Annotated in this window: 19 protein-coding genes; 17 read left to right on the top strand and 2 right to left on the bottom strand. The window is 50.0% G+C overall.

Annotated elements, in window-relative coordinates:
• Positions 1 to 61: 61 nt before the first annotated feature.
• Positions 62 to 1,225 carry a hypothetical protein gene (locus CVU71_10720; GenBank protein ID PKN17989.1) on the bottom strand — a complete coding sequence of 388 codons (1,164 nt, stop codon included), beginning with the start codon at positions 1,223 to 1,225 and terminating at the stop codon, positions 62 to 64.
• On the bottom strand, positions 1,222 to 2,370 hold the full coding sequence (locus tag CVU71_10715) for a hypothetical protein (protein ID PKN17988.1): 1,149 nt from the start codon (positions 2,368 to 2,370) through the stop codon (positions 1,222 to 1,224). The genes CVU71_10720 and CVU71_10715 overlap by 4 nt, the downstream gene beginning before the upstream one ends.
• 332 nt (positions 2,371 to 2,702) lie before the next feature.
• Between CVU71_10715 and CVU71_10710 the strand changes: the two genes are divergently transcribed.
• From CVU71_10710 to CVU71_10630, 17 genes are all read left to right on the top strand, one after another.
• Positions 2,703 to 3,506 (top strand): LPS biosynthesis protein, encoded by an 804-nt coding sequence (locus CVU71_10710; protein ID PKN17987.1) that lies wholly within the window; start codon positions 2,703 to 2,705, stop codon positions 3,504 to 3,506.
• A 3-nt stretch (positions 3,507 to 3,509) separates the two neighbouring features.
• Positions 3,510 to 4,421, top strand: a complete 912-nt coding sequence (locus tag CVU71_10705) for a glycosyltransferase family 2 protein (protein PKN17986.1) — start codon at positions 3,510 to 3,512, stop codon at positions 4,419 to 4,421.
• 231 nt (positions 4,422 to 4,652) lie between these two features.
• Complete coding sequence (locus tag CVU71_10700) at positions 4,653 to 6,551, top strand: polysaccharide biosynthesis protein (protein PKN18692.1); 1,899 nt, start codon at positions 4,653 to 4,655, stop codon at positions 6,549 to 6,551.
• Between the two features lie 18 nt (positions 6,552 to 6,569).
• Complete coding sequence (gene rfbB / locus CVU71_10695) at positions 6,570 to 7,646, top strand: dTDP-glucose 4,6-dehydratase (GenBank protein PKN17985.1); 1,077 nt, start codon at positions 6,570 to 6,572, stop codon at positions 7,644 to 7,646.
• Between the two features lie 3 nt (positions 7,647 to 7,649).
• Complete coding sequence (gene rfbA, locus CVU71_10690; protein ID PKN17984.1) at positions 7,650 to 8,543, top strand: glucose-1-phosphate thymidylyltransferase; 894 nt, start codon at positions 7,650 to 7,652, stop codon at positions 8,541 to 8,543.
• On the top strand, positions 8,530 to 9,075 hold the full coding sequence (rfbC, locus tag CVU71_10685; protein PKN17983.1) for a dTDP-4-dehydrorhamnose 3,5-epimerase: 546 nt from the start codon (positions 8,530 to 8,532) through the stop codon (positions 9,073 to 9,075). Before rfbA ends, rfbC begins: the two co-directional genes overlap by 14 nt.
• Positions 9,076 to 9,232: 157 nt before the next feature.
• The gene (locus CVU71_10680; protein PKN18691.1) at positions 9,233 to 9,547 is read left to right on the top strand and encodes a MarR family EPS-associated transcriptional regulator; all 315 of its coding nucleotides are present in this window, start codon (positions 9,233 to 9,235) and stop codon (positions 9,545 to 9,547) included.
• 278 nt (positions 9,548 to 9,825) lie between these two features.
• Positions 9,826 to 10,947: an NAD(P)/FAD-dependent oxidoreductase gene (locus tag CVU71_10675; GenBank protein ID PKN17982.1), complete on the top strand. Its 1,122-nt coding sequence runs from the start codon at positions 9,826 to 9,828 to the stop codon at positions 10,945 to 10,947.
• 37 nt (positions 10,948 to 10,984) lie between these two features.
• Positions 10,985 to 12,472 carry an ADP-heptose synthase gene (locus tag CVU71_10670; GenBank protein PKN17981.1) on the top strand — a complete coding sequence of 496 codons (1,488 nt, stop codon included), beginning with the start codon at positions 10,985 to 10,987 and terminating at the stop codon, positions 12,470 to 12,472.
• Positions 12,469 to 13,212, top strand: coding sequence for a mannose-1-phosphate guanylyltransferase (locus CVU71_10665; protein ID PKN17980.1), 744 nt, complete (start codon positions 12,469 to 12,471; stop codon positions 13,210 to 13,212). Before CVU71_10670 ends, CVU71_10665 begins: the two co-directional genes overlap by 4 nt.
• Positions 13,209 to 13,787 (top strand): phosphoheptose isomerase, encoded by a 579-nt coding sequence (locus CVU71_10660; GenBank protein PKN17979.1) that lies wholly within the window; start codon positions 13,209 to 13,211, stop codon positions 13,785 to 13,787. Before CVU71_10665 ends, CVU71_10660 begins: the two co-directional genes overlap by 4 nt.
• A gap of 5 nt (positions 13,788 to 13,792) precedes the next feature.
• A complete protein-coding gene (locus CVU71_10655) occupies positions 13,793 to 14,782 on the top strand; it encodes a dTDP-glucose 4,6-dehydratase (protein PKN18690.1) in 990 nt (329 codons plus the stop codon).
• A 9-nt stretch (positions 14,783 to 14,791) separates the two neighbouring features.
• The gene (locus CVU71_10650; GenBank protein PKN17978.1) at positions 14,792 to 15,736 is read left to right on the top strand and encodes an NAD-dependent epimerase/dehydratase; all 945 of its coding nucleotides are present in this window, start codon (positions 14,792 to 14,794) and stop codon (positions 15,734 to 15,736) included.
• A gap of 5 nt (positions 15,737 to 15,741) precedes the next feature.
• Positions 15,742 to 16,566 (top strand): transketolase, encoded by an 825-nt coding sequence (locus tag CVU71_10645; GenBank protein ID PKN17977.1) that lies wholly within the window; start codon positions 15,742 to 15,744, stop codon positions 16,564 to 16,566.
• On the top strand, positions 16,563 to 17,504 hold the full coding sequence (locus CVU71_10640) for a transketolase (protein PKN17976.1): 942 nt from the start codon (positions 16,563 to 16,565) through the stop codon (positions 17,502 to 17,504). The genes CVU71_10645 and CVU71_10640 overlap by 4 nt, the downstream gene beginning before the upstream one ends.
• On the top strand, positions 17,488 to 18,096 hold the full coding sequence (locus CVU71_10635) for a hypothetical protein (protein ID PKN17975.1): 609 nt from the start codon (positions 17,488 to 17,490) through the stop codon (positions 18,094 to 18,096). The genes CVU71_10640 and CVU71_10635 overlap by 17 nt, the downstream gene beginning before the upstream one ends.
• Positions 18,086 to 19,147 (top strand): aminoglycoside phosphotransferase family protein, encoded by a 1,062-nt coding sequence (locus CVU71_10630; GenBank protein ID PKN17974.1) that lies wholly within the window; start codon positions 18,086 to 18,088, stop codon positions 19,145 to 19,147. Before CVU71_10635 ends, CVU71_10630 begins: the two co-directional genes overlap by 11 nt.
• Positions 19,148 to 19,151 lie beyond the last annotated feature (4 nt).

Below are 19,151 nucleotides of genomic sequence, written 5' to 3'. Positions count from 1 at the left end.
CAGTATGGTAAATGACCGATGGATGGTCGAATAGACCGCATCAACACGGCATTTGCCCATGCTATCTTATTTTGCCAGCAAGGTCTTCGATCGTACTTGTTTTTTCGCGTTCATCCAACCTTCTGGTCATAACCGCCGTTGCGTCAATTGCTTCCCGAATGACCTTTTTTACCTGATCGGGGTTCAGTTCTTCCAGGCATCGGCTCCGTCCGCTGTTGTTACATCCTAATTGGCGGCAGGGGATGCAATCCATATCCGACACGATGACATAATGATCTTTTCCCAGAGGGGCCCAGTCCTGCCAGCTTGTCGGTCCGTAAATAGTGACGGTAGGAGTGCCGGTTGCTGCTGCAATATGAGGCGCCGCGCTGTCCACACCCACATGAAGACGGCTCAAACTTAATAGTCCGGCCAGGTCAGGCAGCGTGGTGATACCCGCAAAGTTGAATACCCCCTGTGTTTTCTCGCGCCGGATGAGTGCTTCCGCCTGGGGGCGTTCTTCCGCTGATCCGATTATGAGGATCGGGAGAGAAAACTCCTGCCACAGCCAGTTGATAATTTCAATCCATTTGCGATGATCCCATTCTTTGTAAGACCAGCGGGAGAAGGGATTAATGGTAAAAAAAGGGTTTGCAGTACCCACTTTTTCACGCGTCAGGATATCCCCGACACGCTTTTTAACGGAATCGGCAATCCGCAACCTGGGAATGATGTTATCCGAATCTATGCCGAGCTTTCTTAAAATGCGCAGGGATTGATCCGTCGCGCCGCGCGGATAAACCGGATAGTCGGGTACTATGCCATGGGTAAAAAGATAGCTTCTCCAGAAGGGCACGCCTTCAGGATGATGCTGGGTTACCCGATACGGCGCTCCCGTGGCAAAAGACAGGAATGCTCCCCGATCTCCCAGCCGCAGGTCAACCGCAAGATCGAAATGCTGATCCCTGATATTTTTTAGAAAAGAAAGGTGCGAAGCTGCCTGATGGAATATATTTCCCTTATATCGCTCCACTTCGAACACCTGAGAAACGGAAGAATCCGCTTTCAGGAGGCCTCCAAAGCCCTGTTGGACCATGACGGAAATCTCTGAGCCCGGGATTGAATTTTTTGCTGCCCATATGCTGGGTATTGTCCAGACCACATCACCGATATCCCCAAGCTGAATAAGAAGAACTTTTCGGATTTTATCGGGAAGCCGGTAAGTGGATTGGTTGATGATGATCATAGCGTCAAAGGTCTTTCCTGCTTTTTTGAGGCAATAATTTCCGAATAAATGTCACGATATTGGCCGGCTACCGCGTCCCAGGTGTTTTGCAAAGAGGTCTGAACTGCGGCGTCTGACATTTGCCGGCGAATGTTGCCATCCAGGAGCAGACTAATCCGGGAGGCGACGTATGGATAGTCCGATGTCTCGGAGATGATGAAACCGTTTTTTCCTTCCTGCACCAGATCTTTTGCGCCGACATGGCTGCTGATGATGACCGGGAGCCCTGCCGCCATGGCTTCGAGAACAACCATGCCGAAAGTGTCAAATTTGGAAAGCATGATATACAGATCACTTGCCAGATAAAGATCCGTTAAATTATTTTTGGGGACCGGACCCGTGAAAATGACATTTCCGCCAATGTTCATTTCCTTCGCCATTTTCCGATACTTTTTGATGTTGCCTTTTCCGGCGATCACCAATTTAAATTTGCTGTTTGCTGTTTTTAATCGTGCAAGGGTCAGTAAAATATCATCGAGGCCTTTTATTTCAAAATTCATCGAAGCGAAGATAATAACCGGATCGGTGCTGTCGATTCCCAACGCGTTCCTGACGGCGTGGCGAACATCGTTTTTATTTTGATGCGCGTAGTCGGATAAATTGACGCCGGGATGGATGATTTGAACCCGGTCGGGGTCGATGGGGTATTCCTGAAGGAAGATGTCTCTGGTTAATTTGGAAACAGCAATGAACTTTTTACAATGGCCTTCATAGACAAGTTTCTTTTCCACCCAGGCCGTAGCCCGGTCATTGAGGCTCATTCTTTTGCGGCGGACCTGATCAACCCAGTACCGGTGAGGCACGCCATGAAGCGTAAAAATATCAGCCGAGAATATTCTTTCGTGGCTGTGCACCAGTGAAAAATTGTTTTGTTGGAGACGGTGTCGGGCAAACCAGGCAAAACTGACGGTGGTCAGGAACTTGGGAAATGAAATGATCGGGACCTTATGAAACCGGACAGGATTGGCATTGGACTGCCATCGGTTGGCAAAAACATGAAACCCGTAGTCGGTGTTTGCGCATAACCTCCCGGTTAATTCGGAGGCAAATTGTTCAGCACCGCCGAGCAATCCGTATTTGGGGATAATAACTGCAATTTTGTGCATAAAATAAAATTTCTTTACCTGCTTTTTGTGCTGCCAGATCTATCACAGATAAAAGAAAAAATCAGGTTTAAATAATTTGGACCGTGCTTTCTTCGGTTGTGTGAGCGGGCCATGGAGGCGTTTCATGCCGGGAGAAGCCGGAAATAATGCGGCCATCAAACACGCTTAAGATTAAAGTTTGCGTCGTTACGAGAATTATGCTTTATAGATAAAGCTTAAATAAAGTGTATAAATATTAGGGATAATGCCGCGGATGTTATCGGGATTTGTACCGGAAAAGCAGGCGTTGATCCGCAAATTATCATAGGTGTTGAAACAGTCGAGGGTATGGAATGGACAGAGTTCCTCTATCCGTGGCGATTATAACCAAGAACGAAGCGGAAAATATCCGGAGCTGTCTGCAAAGCGTTGTTTTTGCCGCTCAGATCGTTGTGGTTGATTCCGGAAGTGAAGACGCAACGCTTGCGCTGGCCGAAACATTCGGCTGTGATATTTACCGGGAGTCCTGGTATGGTTTCGGTCCGCAAAAGCAACTGGCCATAGATAAATGTGTTCAGCCCTGGGTCCTTGTTCTGGACGCTGACGAGCGAATTCCTCCGGAAACGGCGGATGTCATCAAAAGGATTGTCACGGATGCAGGGGTACAGGCAGCCGGTTTCAGTTTTCCGCGTAAAAACTTTTTCCAGGGCCGCTGGATTCGTCATGCCGGCTGGTGGCCGGACCATGTGGTGCGGCTTTTTCGCCGCCAGTCAGGGCGCATGACGGCCGCGACGGTTCATGAAGCGGTTGAGGTTCAGGGTCAAGTCGATCAACTGGATGTCCCCATTGAACATTTCACAGAGAGCAGTTTGAGTAAAATTCTGCAAAAGATTGATAAGTATTCAACGCTCGGCGCACAGGAGTCTTTTACCGCCGGGAAGCGTTCATCGCCATTCTCTGCTTTTTTCCGATCCTTTTTTACGTTTATTCAGGATTATATTCTTCGTCTGGGATTTATGGATGGCCGTCAGGGACTCACGCTGGCCGTTACCGATTCAGTTAACAAATATTTCAAGTACGCTAAATTAAGCGAACTGGGAAGGATCCAAAACGGCGAAACGCAGCAGAGACTGTCCCGCCGAAAAAATACCGGATAAAACATGGATATCTCCGTTATCATCGTCAACTGGAACACCAAAGACCTTTTGGCGGTCTGCCTGAATTCTATTGCCGAAACGATGGAAACGCTTGCATATGAGATTATTGTCGTGGATAATGCGTCTTCCGACGGATCGGTTGCGATGCTTACGGAGAAATATCCACGGGTTAAAATCATTGCCAATCAGGAGAACCGTGGATTCGGCGCCGCTAATAATCAGGGTTTTGCGGTGATGCAGGGTCAATACGCCCTGCTGATCAACACGGATGCCGTGCTGACGGCCGGGGCGGCAAAAAAAATGTGGATTTTTGCCGAAGCGAACCCCTTGGCGGCAATTGTCTGCGGCCAGTTATTGAATGCCGACGGCAGCAGGCAAAACTCCGTCGCCGCTTTCCCGACGCTTTTGACCCTGGCCACCAACACATCGCTTCTCGAATATCTTTTTCCCCGTAAATATCCCAGCAAAAGGTACAATCATGCCGGGCCGCTGGAAGTGGATTCGGCCATCGGCGCCTGTATGATGATTCGGAAAAAGGCACTGGACGAAGTTTCTTTCTTTGATGACCGTTACTTCTTCTTTTTCGAGGAGACGGATATGGCCTACGCGATGAGACGCAAAGGCTGGCTGGTCTACCAGGTTCCCGACGCGTTGATCTATCATTTGCAGGGCCAGAGTATCGGCCATAATGTGAGATCGCGGATAGAATTTTACCGTTCCCGATATCAGTTTCTGCGCAAGTGGCACTCAAGCGTATACTACCGGGCGGCGGCTGCCGTCATTTTTCTGCGGCTGTTCGTGAACGCGGTGCTGAGCGGGGCAGGGGTTCTGGCAACGCTGGGTTTGGCGGCCGGCCTTCGGCAAAAGCTGGTGGTATATGCAAAGATCATCAAGTGGCATTTTTCAGGACGTTAACCGACGCAAACCTGTTCCATTACTGGATAATTTATTGACAGTCATGAGGATATTTAGTAGTTAAAACCCCCTATTCCGGTTCATATCACGCGCTGTGTGATTGACAGGATGGAGGGGTGAGAAATGTTCAGAGAGATAATGGGCCGTTTCTGATACAGCATCCAAGAAATTTAGTTGGTAAACCATTGATTGATGACGTTGTCAGAATAAAAGGTGTTTAGCAGTATGGCGATGAATCCGCAATTAAAAAATCCAAAATTTTACTTAATGATATTTTCGGATATTCTGCTTTTCATTGTTGCTCTTTGTTTGTCCTATTTGATTCGCTTTGAATTTTCTTTTGACAATGTTTACACCCGGCAAATCTATGGTCTGATTCTCTGGATAGTCCCTCTAAAACTTGTTGTCTTCCTTTTGGGTGGGCTTTATCGTGGTATGTGGCGTTTCACCGGCGTGAGGGATTTCTGGCTTTTAGCCAAGGCTTGTCTCTTGTCAACGATGCTGATCATGTTGATTATTCTGATTGCCAAAGGATTTCAGGGATATTCCCGCGGCGTTTTTATCGCTGATGGTATTATCACCTTCATGTTGACCGGCGGGGTCCGAATGGCGATCCGATCTTTCTATGCCGTCCTGATGAGCCCGAACGCAAATGTCCATCCACCGGCTCACACCCGAATGACAAAAGTACTAATCATCGGTGCCGGACAGGCCGGTGAAAAGATATTGCGCGAGATCATCGAAAATTACAACCTTAATTATGAAGTAGTCGGCTTTATTGACGACGATGCTGCAAAGCAGGGGCGGACCATTCACGGGATACGGGTATTGGGGACGTTAGACCATCTGTCCGCCATCATTGAGAAAGAAGACATCCAGCAAATCCTTATCGCTATTCCGTCCGCCAGCGGCGATAAAATCAGGCGGATTGTGGAATCCTGCCAACAAAGCAATACCTCTTATAAAATATTGCCCGGTATCGGTGATCTGATTGACGGTCGGGTCAGCGTGAAGTTTCTCAGGGATATCAGCTACGAGGATCTGCTGGGACGGTCGCCCGTCCAACTTGATACTGAAGGCATCCGCAGCTATCTTGACGGCAAAATCATTTTGATTACCGGCTGCGGCGGCTCCATCGGTTCCGAGCTTTGCCGGCAGGTGGTCAAATATCAGCCCCGCAATCTGATTTTGATTGACTCCAGTGAGTCCAGTCTTTTCAGCATTCAGATGGAAATGCAAAACGAAAATTACTGCCGCCGCTGTGAAGCCGTTTTGGGACAGGTGCAGGACGAAGTTTTGATGAATACTGTTTTTGAGAAGTACAAACCCGATGTTGTATTTCACGCGGCGGCCTATAAGCATGTGCCCATGATGGAGAAAAATCCCTGGCAGGCCGTTTATAATAATATTATCGGGAGCCGTGTGATTATGGAGACGGCTGTGCGGCACCACGTGGATCGATTTGTATTGGTTTCGACCGATAAAGCCGTTCGCCCGACGAACGTCATGGGCGCCAGTAAGCGGGTGACGGAATTGATTATGCAATGCCAAAAGGGAAATGGCACCCGGTTTATGGCGGTAAGATTCGGCAATGTGGTTGGTTCGTCCGGGTCCGTAATTCCTTTTTTCCGCCGTCAGATCGAACAGGGCGGGCCGGTCACCGTCACGCATCCGGAAGTAAACCGTTTCTTCATGACCATTCCCGAAGCGTCGCAAATGATCCTGCAGGCCGGTACGATGGGGGAGGGCGGTGAAATCTTCATTCTAAAAATGGGAACCCCCGTCAAAATCATCGATATGGCACGGGATCTAATTCGTCTTTCGGGTAAAGAACCGGATGTGGACATTAAAATTGTTTTTACCGGTTTGCGGGAAGGTGAAAAGTTATATGAAGAGCTGATTACGGAGGGGGAAGATATTCTGCCTACCGGGCATAAAAAAGTCATGGTTTTGCGTTCAGACAGCCTCTTCAGCGGTGCGGCGAATCCCGATGACGCTAAAGAAAATCTTTATCGTGAAATCGATGAACTGGTGAAGATGGCGGAGCGTCACGACGCAAAAAGCATTAAAGCAAAACTCAAGGAAATTGTGCCTGAGTTTGCACCGCAGGAAAACGATAGCGTTCTTTAAAGATACAGGAGGTTGATAGTGAAGCGAGTACTGATAACAGGCGGATGCGGTTTTATCGGATCAAATTTTGTCCGCCACATGCTGGAGCATTATCCCGATTGTCACCTGACCAATCTGGACAAGCTGACTTACGCCGGCAATCCCGGCAATTTGACGGATATTGAAAGGAGTCCGCGGTATCGCTTTGTGAAGGGCGATATCGGCGATGCCGCTTTGGTCAGAAAAATCTTTGCCGACGAACAGATCGATACCGTCATTCATTTTGCCGCTGAGTCTCATGTGGATCGCAGCATTACCGGACCGGCTGAATTTGTACAGACCAATATTATGGGAACCTTCAACCTTCTGGAAGCGGCGCGCGACTCATGGCTCTCCGATTCTTCGGGCAACCCGTCGGACAAGGGCTGTCGATTTCTGCATGTCAGCACCGATGAGGTTTACGGATCTCTTGGCGACACCGGCGCTTTTCAGGAGACCACCCCCTATGATCCCCGGTCGCCTTATTCCGCCAGCAAGGCATCTTCCGACCATCTGGTCAGTGCGTATTTTCATACCTATGGCCTGCCGACGCTGATTACCAATTGTTCCAACAATTACGGACCCTACCAGTTTCCGGAAAAGCTCATCCCGCTGATCATCAACAACGCCCTGCAGGGGAAGTCTTTGCCGGTTTACGGCGACGGCAAAAATGTCCGGGATTGGCTCTATGTTGCTGATCATTGTGAGGCGATTCTAACCGTCATTGCCCGCGGGCTGGCTGGCGAAACTTACAACATCGGCGGAAACAGCGAAAAACAAAACATTGAAATCGTCCACACGATCTGTGATCTTCTGGATGAAAAAGTCGGCCTATTGTCCGGCGGCAAGAACAGAAGAACGCTGGTTACCTACGTCAAAGACCGCGCCGGACATGATCGCCGCTACGCCATTGACGCCACAAAGATCCGCACGCAGCTCGGATGGAATCCCCGGGTAAATTTTAAGGACGGGATGCGCAAGACCGTTGAATGGTATCTGGATCATCAAGACTGGATTGCCTCCGTGACCGACGGCAGCTACCGCGAGTATTATGAAAAAATGTACGGGAAGGATTAATCGATGACAGGCATTCAAAAAGGCATCATTCTGGCCGGCGGCGCGGGCAGCAGACTTTATCCGCTGACGCTGGTGGCCAGCAAACAATTACAGCCGGTTTATGATAAACCGATGATTTACTATCCTCTGTCCACGCTCATGATGGCGGGGATTCGTGAAATTCTGATTATTTCCACGCCGCAGGATACGCCCCGCTTTGAAGCCCTGCTGGGCGACGGCAGCCGCTGGGGTATCAAGCTCTCTTATAAAGTGCAACCGGAGCCCAAGGGGATTGCCCAGGCGTTTCTGGTCGGTGAAGACTTTATTGCCGGAGATGCCGTTTGTCTGATCCTGGGAGACAATATCTTTTACGGCAATCTGGGACTTCATAAAATCGTCAAAGAATTTCAAAACGGCGCGGTCATTTTCGGCTATTACGTCAACGACCCGGAACGCTATGGCGTTGTGGAATTTGACCCGGTGGGGAAAGCCATCAGCATTGAAGAGAAACCGGCGAAACCCAAGTCCAATTACGCCGTGCCCGGATTGTATCTTTATGATCAAAGCATCACGCAGATCGCCAAAACCATGAAGCCGTCGGCGCGCGGTGAATTGGAAATCACGGATGTCAATATGGAATATTTGCGGCGCGGCGGCCTGCACGTGGTTCCCCTGGGACGCGGCATTGCCTGGCTGGATACAGGCACGCACACCAGCCTTTTAGAGGCCAGTCATTTTATCGGAACTCTGGAGGCGCGGCAGGGATTGAAAATTGCCTGCCTGGAAGAAATCGCTTTTCGCATGGGATTTGTGGATAAGAAGAAGATGAAACAGGTGATAGAAGAAACACCCAAATCGTCTTATCGGGATTATCTGGAAAGAATCCTGAAGGAAAAATCGTACCATGAATATTATTAAGACCGATCTTCCCGATGTCCTCATTATAGAACCGCGTGTCTTCGGCGACGCGAGGGGATTTTTCTTTGAAAGCTTCAACCAGAAAGATTGGCAGGAGAAAACCGGTCTGCGGACGACTTTTGTTCAGGACAATCATTCCCGTTCTGAACGCCATGTACTGCGAGGTCTGCACTACCAGATTCAGCAACCCCAGGGCAAACTGGTGCGCGTTGTCAGGGGTAAAGTGTTCGATGTCGCGGTGGATATTCGCCGGTCATCGCCGGACTTTGGCCGGTGGGTAAGCACTGAGCTTTCCGAAGATAATCACCGCCAGCTGTGGATCCCCGAAGGCTTTGCCCATGGATTTCTGGTGTTAACCGACTTTGCCGAATTTCTCTATAAAACGACAGACTACTGGGCGCCCCGATACGAACGCACGATTATCTGGAACGACCCGGATCTGGCTATCCAATGGCCGTTGGAACAACAGCCGGTACTCTCGACAAAAGACCGCGATGGTGTATCCTTCAAAAAGGCGGAATATTTTAAATGAAGGATGCGGAATAGGAACCGGCATTTCTCCTGATTGTGTTGCGCTTTTATCCCTTGACATTGTGATATAATTTGATAATGTCCGCTGTGTTCAAGTGATGAACACGACGGACATGACTATGAATCAGAGATTAAAAATAGATACGGAAGAGTCTCTCATGCTTATGCGGGTCATCGATACGAATCCGCAAATGACACAGCGTGAGCTGTCGTCTCACCTGGGCTTAAGTCTCGGCAAAATCAATTTTTTAATGAAGGCTATGATTGAAAAGGGTTTTGTCAAAGCAAATAATTTTAAAAACTCCAATAATAAAATTGCATACCTGTATTACCTGACGCCAAGGGGCATCGAAGAAAAAGCAAAGATCACTTATCGCTTTCTAAAGTTGAAACTGGCAGAATATGAAAGGCTGGAGGAAGAAATCCGGCAGTTGGAGCAGGAAGTTAATTCAAAGCAATTTCCGGTGAAATAGTCTGGAAGTTGCTTTTGAACATGGTCATCGTGCATTGGAAGCACCATAAATAGAATGTTGTTCAACCCTGTGTAGGCAGCCCATGCGTAACTCAGAGGGCGGAGCTGTATAACGCAGGGTTAGGGAAAGCAAAAGACAACTTGAAAAGTAACAATTCTTCAAAATCCAGGATCTTTCCTTTCAGTCTTGACGATTAAAAAACTTATGAATGAACATCCCAGCGGCGATCAAATTCAGGGATTGATTGAAAACGCACCCTAATCGAAGATGAAACATTGATGCAGATGAACGAAACAGTTGATATTGTCATCGTTGGCGCAGGAGTTGTCGGCTTGGCGATTGCCGAAGCCGTGGCGGTAAGAAACCGTCAGGTTGTCGTCCTGGAAAAAAACAATTCCTTCGGCCAGGAAACAAGTTCCCGCAACAGTGAAGTTATTCATGCGGGGATCTATTACCCGAAAGAATTCCTGAAAAGCCACCTTTGCCTTCAAGGCAACCGTCTTCTTTACAGCTGGTGTGAAAAGCATCATGTTCCTCATCGGCGGATTGGCAAGCTGATCGTGGCGACCAACGAAGCGGAATGTGCCGATCTGGAACGAATCAAAATAACGGCACATGATAATGGTGTCGAAAAACTTGAGCTTCTGGGACGGGTGCAACTCAAATCCAAAGAGCCGGAAGTGAATGCCGTGGCGGCTCTGTTCTCTCCCGATACCGGGATCATTGACACACATCGGCTGATGCAAACACTGCTGGCAAGCGCCGGGAAAAAAGAGGCCATCATTACCTATCGGTCGGAAGTGACGGCCATTCATTTCGACGGGTCCGTCTGGGATTTGGAGATTAATAACGGCGAGTACCGCATCAGCACAAAAACTCTTATCAACAGCGCCGGACTTTCCGCCGATCTTATTGCCGCTCTTACCGGCATAGACATTGATGCGGCGGGCTACCGGTTAAAGCCCTGTAAAGGGAATTATTTCACAGCGGCGCCATCACCCCGGATTCATCATCTCATCTACCCTGTTCCCGTGAAAAATAACGTTGGCCTCGGTATCCACGCAACACTTGATCTTTCCGGGCGTGTGCGCTTCGGTCCTGACAGCCGCTATTTGTCCGATGACAGGGCGTTCGACTATGCCGTGGATGAAGGCCTGAAAACAGCTTTTCACGAGTCGATCCAAAGATATCTTCCCGGTGTTTCCCTGGATGCTCTGACCCCGGACATGAGCGGCATACGACCCAAGATTCAGGGACCCGGCGACCCGGCGATGGATTTTGTCATCCGGGAAGAAAGCGACTGTGGAATGCACGGTTTAATAAACCTGATTGGCATCGAATCGCCCGGGATGACATCGTGTCTGGCTATCGGGAAGCATGTCGGGGAATTGATTTCATGAGTTGTCCGGACAAATTTCAAATGAACGGGATTGGACTATGAGCAACAGCATTGAATTAAAACAGATAAAAAAGCAAACGCTAAAGAAAAAAATCGTCTTTGTTTCCGGTAATTTTAATATTATCCATCCGGGGCATCTCCGGCTGCTTCGATTTGCAAGGGAATGTGGTGATTATCTGGTTGTGGGTGTGCTGGACAATAAATCCCCCGGTTCTTTTGTCGATGAACAACTGCGTCTGGAGAGCATTCAAGCTATCGCCTGGGTGGACTATTCATTCATCCTCCATGAGCCGGTTATCGCCTTTATTGAAAAACTTAAACCGGCTTTTGTGGTCAAGGGAAAAGAGCACGAGGAAATGGATAATCCGGAGAAGGATGTTCTCAGTCGCAATGGCGGGAAATTAATATTCGGTTCCGGTGAAATCAGTTTTTCTTCAGTGGATTTAATGAACACCGAGTGGAAAGAGTTGTCCGTTTCATCCATTAAAAAACCCGTTGACTATCCCAAGCGGCATAATTTCAGTTTCCGTGAATTAGCCGGCATTGCCGACAAAATGAGGGATTTGAAAGTCTGCGTCCTGGGAGATACGATAGTTGACGAATATATTACCTGCGATGCCCTCGGCATGTCGCAGGAAGATCCCACGATTGTGGTCACGCCCGTAGCGCACGAGAAATTTCTCGGAGGGGCGGGAATTGTTGCTCTCCATGCCAGAGGATTGGGCGCCGATGTTCACTTCTTTTCCGTTGTCGGCAAAGATGAAACAGCTGATTATGCGAAAGAAAAGCTGACCGCGCTGGGTGTCAATGCCCATTTGTTCCCGGATGAAAGCAGGCCGACAACACTGAAGCAAAGATTCCGTGCCCGGCAGAAAACGTTGCTGAGAGTCAGTCATTTGCGTCAGCATGCGATTTCCAGTGAAATCAGAGAACGATTCTACAGGGATATGTTGGATGTTCTTGATGGTATGGATCTGATCATATTTTCGGACTTCAATTATGGCTGCCTTCCGCAACCGCTCGTGGATCAGGTTACATCATTTTGTCTTCAAAAAGGGATTATGATGGTTGCGGATAGTCAATCATCCTCGCAGGTTGGCGACGTGTCGCGGTTTCAGGGAATGATGCTGGTAACGCCCACCGAACGGGAGGCCCGTTTTGCCGTACATGATTTTGAGTCAGGTCTTGTGGTTCTTGCGGAGAAATTAAGAAAAAAAGCAAGCGCCAGAAACGTCATCATTACCCTGGATGAAGAGGGCGTTCTGATCCATGCGGAAACGGAAAAGGCAAGCGACTGGTTAACCGACAGACTTCCCGCTTTCAATACGGCCCCCAAGGATGTATCGGGAGCCGGCGATTCCTATTTGACCTGTACCTCCATGTCCATGGCGGTAGGCGCCGATATCTGGAAAAGTTCCTATATCGGGTCACTGGCCTCCGCCTGTCAGATAGGGCGGATTGGCAATATTCCCCTGACCACGCATGATTTAAAAATGGAAATCAACGGGAAGAAGGTTGTACCATGAGAGCGCTACTGCTTGCAGCGGGACTGGGTACGCGTTTGCGGCCGTTAACCAATGATATTCCCAAATGTCTCATTGCGATTGACGGCAAGCCACTTTTGTATTACTGGATGACCATGCTTTATGAGAGCGGCGTATATCCCATGCTGGTAAATCTTTATCACCATGCGGATAAAGTTGCTCATTTTATTGATCAGAGTCCGTTAAAAAAATATGTTGCTACAATCCATGAAGATAAATTATTGGGCACCGGGGGGACGCTTTTAAAAAATCGGGAGTTTTTCGGCAATGAGGCGATGATGCTTGTCCATGCTGATAACCTTTCCGTATTCGATGTGCGGGCATTTATCGACAGCCATCAGAACCGTCCTGCAGGGTGTGAAATAACCATGATGACATTTAAAACTCCCACGCCCCAAAGCTGCGGCATTATCGAAACGGATCATCAAGGGTGTGTCCAGGCTTTTTATGAAAAGGTAGCCAACCCTCCCGGCGACAGGGCCAACGGAGCCGTTTATATCATCGAACCGTCCCTGTTTACATATCTTGAGGGTCTGAAAAAGGAATTTATTGACTTCAGCACGGAAGTCATTCCCCATTATATCGGTCGCATCAACACATTCCATAACGATATTTATCACCGGGATATCGGTACGATCGAAAGTTACGAAGCAGCCTGCCGGGAGTATCCGGCCGTAAGCAATCAATACAAAAATCAATTGGCCGAAAACACAGGGATATGAAGATGAACTGGTTATCAAATGTCGATGAAATAACACAACGTCTCCGGTGTCTGTCCGCTTTGGACGGCGACAAGAACAGCATGCCCGCAGATGACGCTTTTGGCCGGTGGATCGATTTGGCGCTGAATATCAGAGACAGGCAAAATACCATATTTCTGATCGGCAACGGCGCCAGTGCTTCCATGGCCAGCCATGTTGCGGCCGACTTGGCAAAGAACGGCCATGTTCATACGGAAGTATTTTCCGATTTATCGTTGATTACGGCGATCGCGAATGACGTCAGTTATGACGAAGTCTTTGCCGAACCCTTGCGCCGTCGAATGAGAAAGGGCGACATGCTGGTCGCCATCAGTAGTTCCGGGCGGTCCATGAATGTCCTCAAAGCCGCGGACGAAGCAGCGAGATTGGGAGGCACCGTGGTGACGCTTTCGGCGATGCACCCGGATAATCCTTTGTCCGGCAGGGGATTGATAAATTTTTATGTTTCGGCAACAACTTACGGTTCCGCCGAAACATGCCATGCCGCCATTCTGCACCATTGGATCGATAAAATCGTGGAAAGGAATTCTATTTGAAACAGATGAGTGAAAAAGTAATGGTCATAGGGAGCAATTCGTTCTCCGGCGCCAGTTTTGTGGATTATCTCCTGGGAGAAGGAATTGAAACGATTGGGATCAGCCGTTCACCGGAGCCCCACGCTGTATTCCTTCCCTACAAGAAAAGAGACACATCCGGATTCCGGTTCTTTGAGCTGGATCTCAATCGCGATCTGGACAGGATTATGAAAATCATCGACGAGCAGCGCCCGGACTACGTGGTAAACTTTGCCGCCCAATCCATGGTGGCGGAAAGCTGGCGAAATCCGGTCCACTGGTTTCAGACCAATGTTGTCGCCACCATTCAACTCCATGATGAATTGCGTAAGAGAGACTTTTTGAAGAAATATGTTCATGTCTCCACCCCGGAAGTTTACGGTTCCTGCGAGGGACTCGTCAGGGAAAGCACGAACTACAATCCCAGCACACCCTATGCCGTTTCCCGCGCCGCGGCGGATATGAGTTTGATGAGCTTTCAAAAAGCCTATGGTTTCCCGGTGGCGTTTACCCGGGCAGCCAATGTTTACGGACCGGGACAGCAACTTTATCGAATTATTCCCAGGACGATTCTATTTTTTCTGATCGGCCGGAAACTTCAACTGCATGGCGGAGGGCATTCCATCCGTTCTTTTATTCACTTCCGTGACGTTGCCGATGGAACGCTCCGTGTCGCAAGACAGGCGTCGCCGGGGGAAATATATCACTTTTCGACGGCCAGAAACCTTTCCATCAGGAATCTCGTGGAAATGATTGCCGCTCAGCTAGGGGCGTCGTTCGACGAGAATGTGGAAGTTGTGGGTGAACGCCTGGGTAAGGACGCCGCCTACACGCTGGACAGTACCAGCGCCAGAGAAAAACTGCAATGGCAGGACAAAATCAGCCTCGAGCAGGGTATTGAAGAAACGATTGCCTGGGTAAAAGACAATCTGGAAGAAATCAAGAGACAACCTTTTGACTATATTCATAAACCATAAGGAGCGAAAATGCATATTCTAGTAACAGGTGGTTGCGGCTATATCGGCAGTGTTTTAACACCGAAACTCTTAAACCTGGGTCACAGCGTGACCGTTTATGACATTCAATGGTTCGGCAATTTCCTTCCCGAACATAAGAATTTAAAAGTTATCCGGGGCGATATCCGCAACACGGATGAGATCCCCATGGAGGGCATCGATGCCATCATCCATCTGGCCAATATTGCCAACGACCCCTGCGGGGATCTTAATGCGAAATTAGCATGGGAGGTCAATGTTCTGGCAACCATGGGCATGGTGGAAAAGGCCATTGCGCATAAGGTAAAACAATTTATCTTATCCAGCTCCGGCAGTGTCTACGGCGTTAAGGATGAACTAAAGGTAACGGAAGACCTTTCCCTGGTTCCGATTTCCGACTACAACAAGACAAAAATGATCAGTGAGCGGGTCCTGCTGAGTTACAAAGATCTCATCACCGTTCAATGTGTCCGTCCCGCAACGGTCTGCGGTTTCTCGCCCCGCATGCGTCTTGACGTTTCCGTAAACATGCTGACCATGCAGGCCCTGACCAACGGACGAATCACCGTTTTCGGCGGGGACCAGACGCGTCCCAATATTCACATTCAGGACATTACCAATGTCTTTATTCATTTCCTGAATCTTGGCGACAAGGCGCCGGGCGTTTTCAATGCCGGATTTGAAAACATATCGATTCTGGACATCGCCAAGCGGGTGACGGAGCATGTGCCCGCGGAAATTATTGTTTCGGAATCAAATGATCCCCGATCCTATCGCATTAATTCCGATAAGCTGCTGTCAACGGGTTTTACTCAGAAGTACACGGTGAATGATGCAATTCTGGGAATCATCGAGGCTTTCCGGGCCGGTGATCTGAAAGACCGCGACCTCTGGTATAATATCAGAACCATGAAACAAATTGAGAATCTGGAATAAATCACATGACGTCATTATCAATCGATCAGTTGGACCAGACAGCCCGGGAAATCAGGGGTATGCTGGTGGAAATGTCCCACCGGACCGGCGGCGCCCACCTGGGATCGGCGCTTTCCTGCGTGGATATCATGGTGGCGCTCTTCTGGCAAAAGCTGTCCATTAATCCCGCGAAGCCCGATGATCCTCTGCGCGACCGCTTTATTCTCAGCAAGGGGCACGCGGCCACGGCCCTCTATGTAACATTGGCCAGGCGGGGATTTTTCCCTCTGGAGACGCTTGCGGATTACGCCTGTCATGGAAGCTGCCTGCCGGAGCACCCGAGTCCGCATTGTGTCCCGGGTGTGGAAGCGGCCACGGGTTCTCTGGGGCACGGCCTGTCTCTGGGACTGGGAATGGCACTGGCCGGCCGCATTCAGAAACAGTCCTATAATGTTTATGTCCTCATGAGCGATGGTGAGTGTAATGAAGGTTCCGTCTGGGAGGCGGCCATGTTCGCTCCGGCACAGCGTATCGGCAACGTTGTTGCCGTTATCGATTTCAATAAATGGCAGGCGACCGGACGAAGCCGCGAAGTCATGGCCATCGACCCTTTGAAAGAAAAATGGGAAGCATTCGGATGGAGCGCTTATGAAGTGGACGGACACGACTTGACCGCCCTCGTTGAGACTCTGAAGGGGTTGCCCGATGGCAGCGGCAGACCGACCGTCATCATTGCTCATACGGTAAAGGGGAAGGGTGTATCGTTTATGGAAGACGACAATAACTGGCACTACCGTATCCCCACGGCGGAAGAAGTCCTGAAAGCCAGAAAGGAGCTGCGTCTGACATGAGAAATGCCTTTGCGAAGGAACTGACCAGACTGGCGGGAGAAGACAGTCGCATCGTATTGCTTTCCGGCGACATCGGGAACCGCCTCTTTGATGATTACAAGAAGAACTTTCCGGATCGTTTTTACAATTGCGGCGTTGCCGAGGCGAATATGACCAGCATGGCTGCGGGCATGGCTATGAGCGGACTGCGGCCGATTACCTATACTATTACGGCCTTCAACACGATCCGCTGTTTCGAACAGATTAAAATCGATATCGCCTACCACAATCTCCCGGTGATTGTTGCCGGTGTGGGCAGCGGTCTGTCTTATGCGGAACTTGGGGCGACGCACCACTCCTGCGAAGACATTGCCTGTCTGCGCAGTCTGCCCAATATGCAGATTATCAATCCGGCGGACCCCTTGGAAGCCCGTCTGGCCCTGCGCGCGGCCTTGCGGCAGGATCAACCGGTTTATTTACGGTTGGGGAAAAAAGGCGAGCCCGCTCTCTATGATGCGGAACCTTCCTTTGCCATCGGCAGCGGCGTCGTCATGCGGGAAGGAAAAGATGTCTGTCTGCTCGGGACCGGTACGATCATGTCTGTGGTGCTGGCGGCGGCAGCGGCGTTGGAAGCCCGGGGAATCTCCACAAAAGTTATTAATTTTCACACCCTCAAACCCCTGGATGAGTCCCTGCTGGACCGGGTATTTTCCGAAGTCCGGCTGGTCGCGACCGTGGAAGAACATAATTTGATCGGCGGCTTCGGCAGTGCCGTGGCGGAATGGCTTTCCCGGGGTCCGGCGAAACGGGCGCGCCTGCTCTGCAAGGGGGTTTCCGATCAGTTCTTTTGTATGGCAGGCAAGCAGGATTATGCACGCGAACACTTTGGCCTCACGCCGGACGGGATCGCAGGCGACGTGGAATATCGTCTGAAAGCAATCAATGATCGTAGGGATTGATTTCGATAATACCATCGTTTGTTACGACGGGGCTTTTCATCAGGCGGCCTGCGAGCAGCGACTGATTCCGCCGGATACACCGGTTACCAAAGGGCATGTTCGCGATTATCTGAGACGTATCGGGAAGGAAGACAGCTGGACCGAATTGCAGGGGTATGTTTATGGCTCCCGCATGGAAACGGTGGAGACCTTTAAGGGTGCTGCCGATTGCATCAGAAGCCTGACCAATCGGGGAGCCACAGTTTATATCATCAGTCACAAAACGCGTTATCCCTATCGTGGAAATCGCTACGATCTTCACGAGGCGGCACGAAACTGGCTGGCATCCAGCGGATTTCTCGAAACGGCGGGCCTCGTCATGGACCAGGTTTTTTTTGAACTGACCAAAGAAGAAAAATTGTCCAGAATCGGCGCGGCGGGATGCACGCATTTCATTGACGATCTCCCCGAAATCCTGTGTGCTGAAGGCTTTCCCGCCAATACGGCGCGGATGTTGTTTTCACCGGACGCGCAGACCGTTGCCTGCGGGATGTTGAGGTTTGCTTCCTGGGAAGAAATTGCTGACTACTTCCGGGGCCGGAATGCAGGATAAGTCGGATAAGGCACTCCTTGACGTGTGTTCCCGGGCCGCACGGCTTTTTTCCTCGATCGGCGCCGCAGCAGGCACTGAACTGGTTCCGCTGGGCCTGGGGGGGAACAACCGGATTTACCGCGTGGAAGCCGGCTCCCGGACTTATGTTCTCAAAGAATATTTTCGTCATCCCGGAGATACCCGCGACCGCCTGGGGTCGGAATTCGCGCTGGCCAGATTTGCCTGGACCAATGGATTGCGCTGTATTCCTGAAGCGATCGCCTGCGACACGACGGAAGGACTTGGTCTTTTCGAATTCATTGATGGGGAGCGAATCCTTCCGGGAACACTTTCCCGGACAGACATCGGTCAGGCCCGGGCGTTTATTGCCTCATTGAACCGTTTCCGGGAGACGCCGGAAGCCCGTGAACTTCCCCTGGGGTCCGAAGCCTGTTTTTCCATCCATCAACATTTAGCCGTAGTTAAAAGAAGAATTGACCGGATCAATGGAATCAATCCTGCCCTGCCGATAGACCGGGAAGCCCTGGCATTTGTGCGGGCGGAGCTTGCGCCGGCTTTCGGACAGATTACGGAGAAAATACTTCTGCAACTAACGGAGGAAGGTATGGAGCCGGATGCCGAATTGTTGCCGGAGCAGCGCGTGATCTCTCCTTCGGATTTCGGATTTCACAATGCTTTGCGGCGTCCGGACGGCACGATTGCCTTCCTGGATTTTGAATACGCGGGTTGGGATGATCCGGCCAAGCTGACCGGAGATTTTTTCAGTCAGGTGGCGGTGCCGGTTCCCGTCATGTATAAGGATGAGGTGCTGGATTCCATCGCCGATATTTTTTCCGAACGCGAGTCGACGCTGAGAAGAATGACCCTTCTGCTGCCGGTCTATCGCATTAAATGGTGCTGTATCCTGCTTAATCATTTTCTTCCTGTCGCCTCAGACAGGAGGATCTTTGCTCAGGGCGCGGCGGGTAAACAAAAAAAAGAACAGCTGACCAAGGCCAAACAATTGCTGACATCGCTTCAACAATTGGACGCCGGGAGAAAAAGGAATTAGCAAT

It is taken from the genome of Deltaproteobacteria bacterium HGW-Deltaproteobacteria-6 (assembly GCA_002840435.1).
Classification (GTDB): Bacteria; Desulfobacterota; Syntrophia; order Syntrophales; family Smithellaceae; genus UBA8904.
This window is presented reverse-complemented; position numbering and strand designations above follow the sequence as displayed.

Excerpts from the sequence above, each read along its gene's own strand:
- CVU71_10720 (PKN17989.1), bottom strand. The coding sequence starts at position 1,225 with ATGATCATCATCAACCAATCCACTTACCGGCTTCCCGATAAAATCCGA.
- CVU71_10715 (PKN17988.1), bottom strand. The coding sequence starts at position 2,370 with ATGCACAAAATTGCAGTTATTATCCCCAAATACGGATTGCTCGGCGGT.
- CVU71_10710 (PKN17987.1), top strand. The coding sequence starts at position 2,703 with ATGGACAGAGTTCCTCTATCCGTGGCGATTATAACCAAGAACGAAGCG.
- CVU71_10705 (PKN17986.1), top strand. The coding sequence starts at position 3,510 with ATGGATATCTCCGTTATCATCGTCAACTGGAACACCAAAGACCTTTTG.
- CVU71_10700 (PKN18692.1), top strand. The coding sequence starts at position 4,653 with ATGAATCCGCAATTAAAAAATCCAAAATTTTACTTAATGATATTTTCG.
- rfbA (PKN17984.1), top strand. The coding sequence starts at position 7,650 with ATGACAGGCATTCAAAAAGGCATCATTCTGGCCGGCGGCGCGGGCAGC.
- rfbC (PKN17983.1), top strand. The coding sequence starts at position 8,530 with ATGAATATTATTAAGACCGATCTTCCCGATGTCCTCATTATAGAACCG.
- CVU71_10680 (PKN18691.1), top strand. The coding sequence starts at position 9,233 with ATGCTTATGCGGGTCATCGATACGAATCCGCAAATGACACAGCGTGAG.
- CVU71_10675 (PKN17982.1), top strand. The coding sequence starts at position 9,826 with ATGCAGATGAACGAAACAGTTGATATTGTCATCGTTGGCGCAGGAGTT.
- CVU71_10670 (PKN17981.1), top strand. The coding sequence starts at position 10,985 with ATGAGCAACAGCATTGAATTAAAACAGATAAAAAAGCAAACGCTAAAG.
- CVU71_10665 (PKN17980.1), top strand. The coding sequence starts at position 12,469 with ATGAGAGCGCTACTGCTTGCAGCGGGACTGGGTACGCGTTTGCGGCCG.
- CVU71_10660 (PKN17979.1), top strand. The coding sequence starts at position 13,209 with ATGAAGATGAACTGGTTATCAAATGTCGATGAAATAACACAACGTCTC.
- CVU71_10655 (PKN18690.1), top strand. The coding sequence starts at position 13,793 with ATGAGTGAAAAAGTAATGGTCATAGGGAGCAATTCGTTCTCCGGCGCC.
- CVU71_10650 (PKN17978.1), top strand. The coding sequence starts at position 14,792 with ATGCATATTCTAGTAACAGGTGGTTGCGGCTATATCGGCAGTGTTTTA.
- CVU71_10645 (PKN17977.1), top strand. The coding sequence starts at position 15,742 with ATGACGTCATTATCAATCGATCAGTTGGACCAGACAGCCCGGGAAATC.
- CVU71_10640 (PKN17976.1), top strand. The coding sequence starts at position 16,563 with ATGAGAAATGCCTTTGCGAAGGAACTGACCAGACTGGCGGGAGAAGAC.
- CVU71_10635 (PKN17975.1), top strand. The coding sequence starts at position 17,488 with ATGATCGTAGGGATTGATTTCGATAATACCATCGTTTGTTACGACGGG.
- CVU71_10630 (PKN17974.1), top strand. The coding sequence starts at position 18,086 with ATGCAGGATAAGTCGGATAAGGCACTCCTTGACGTGTGTTCCCGGGCC.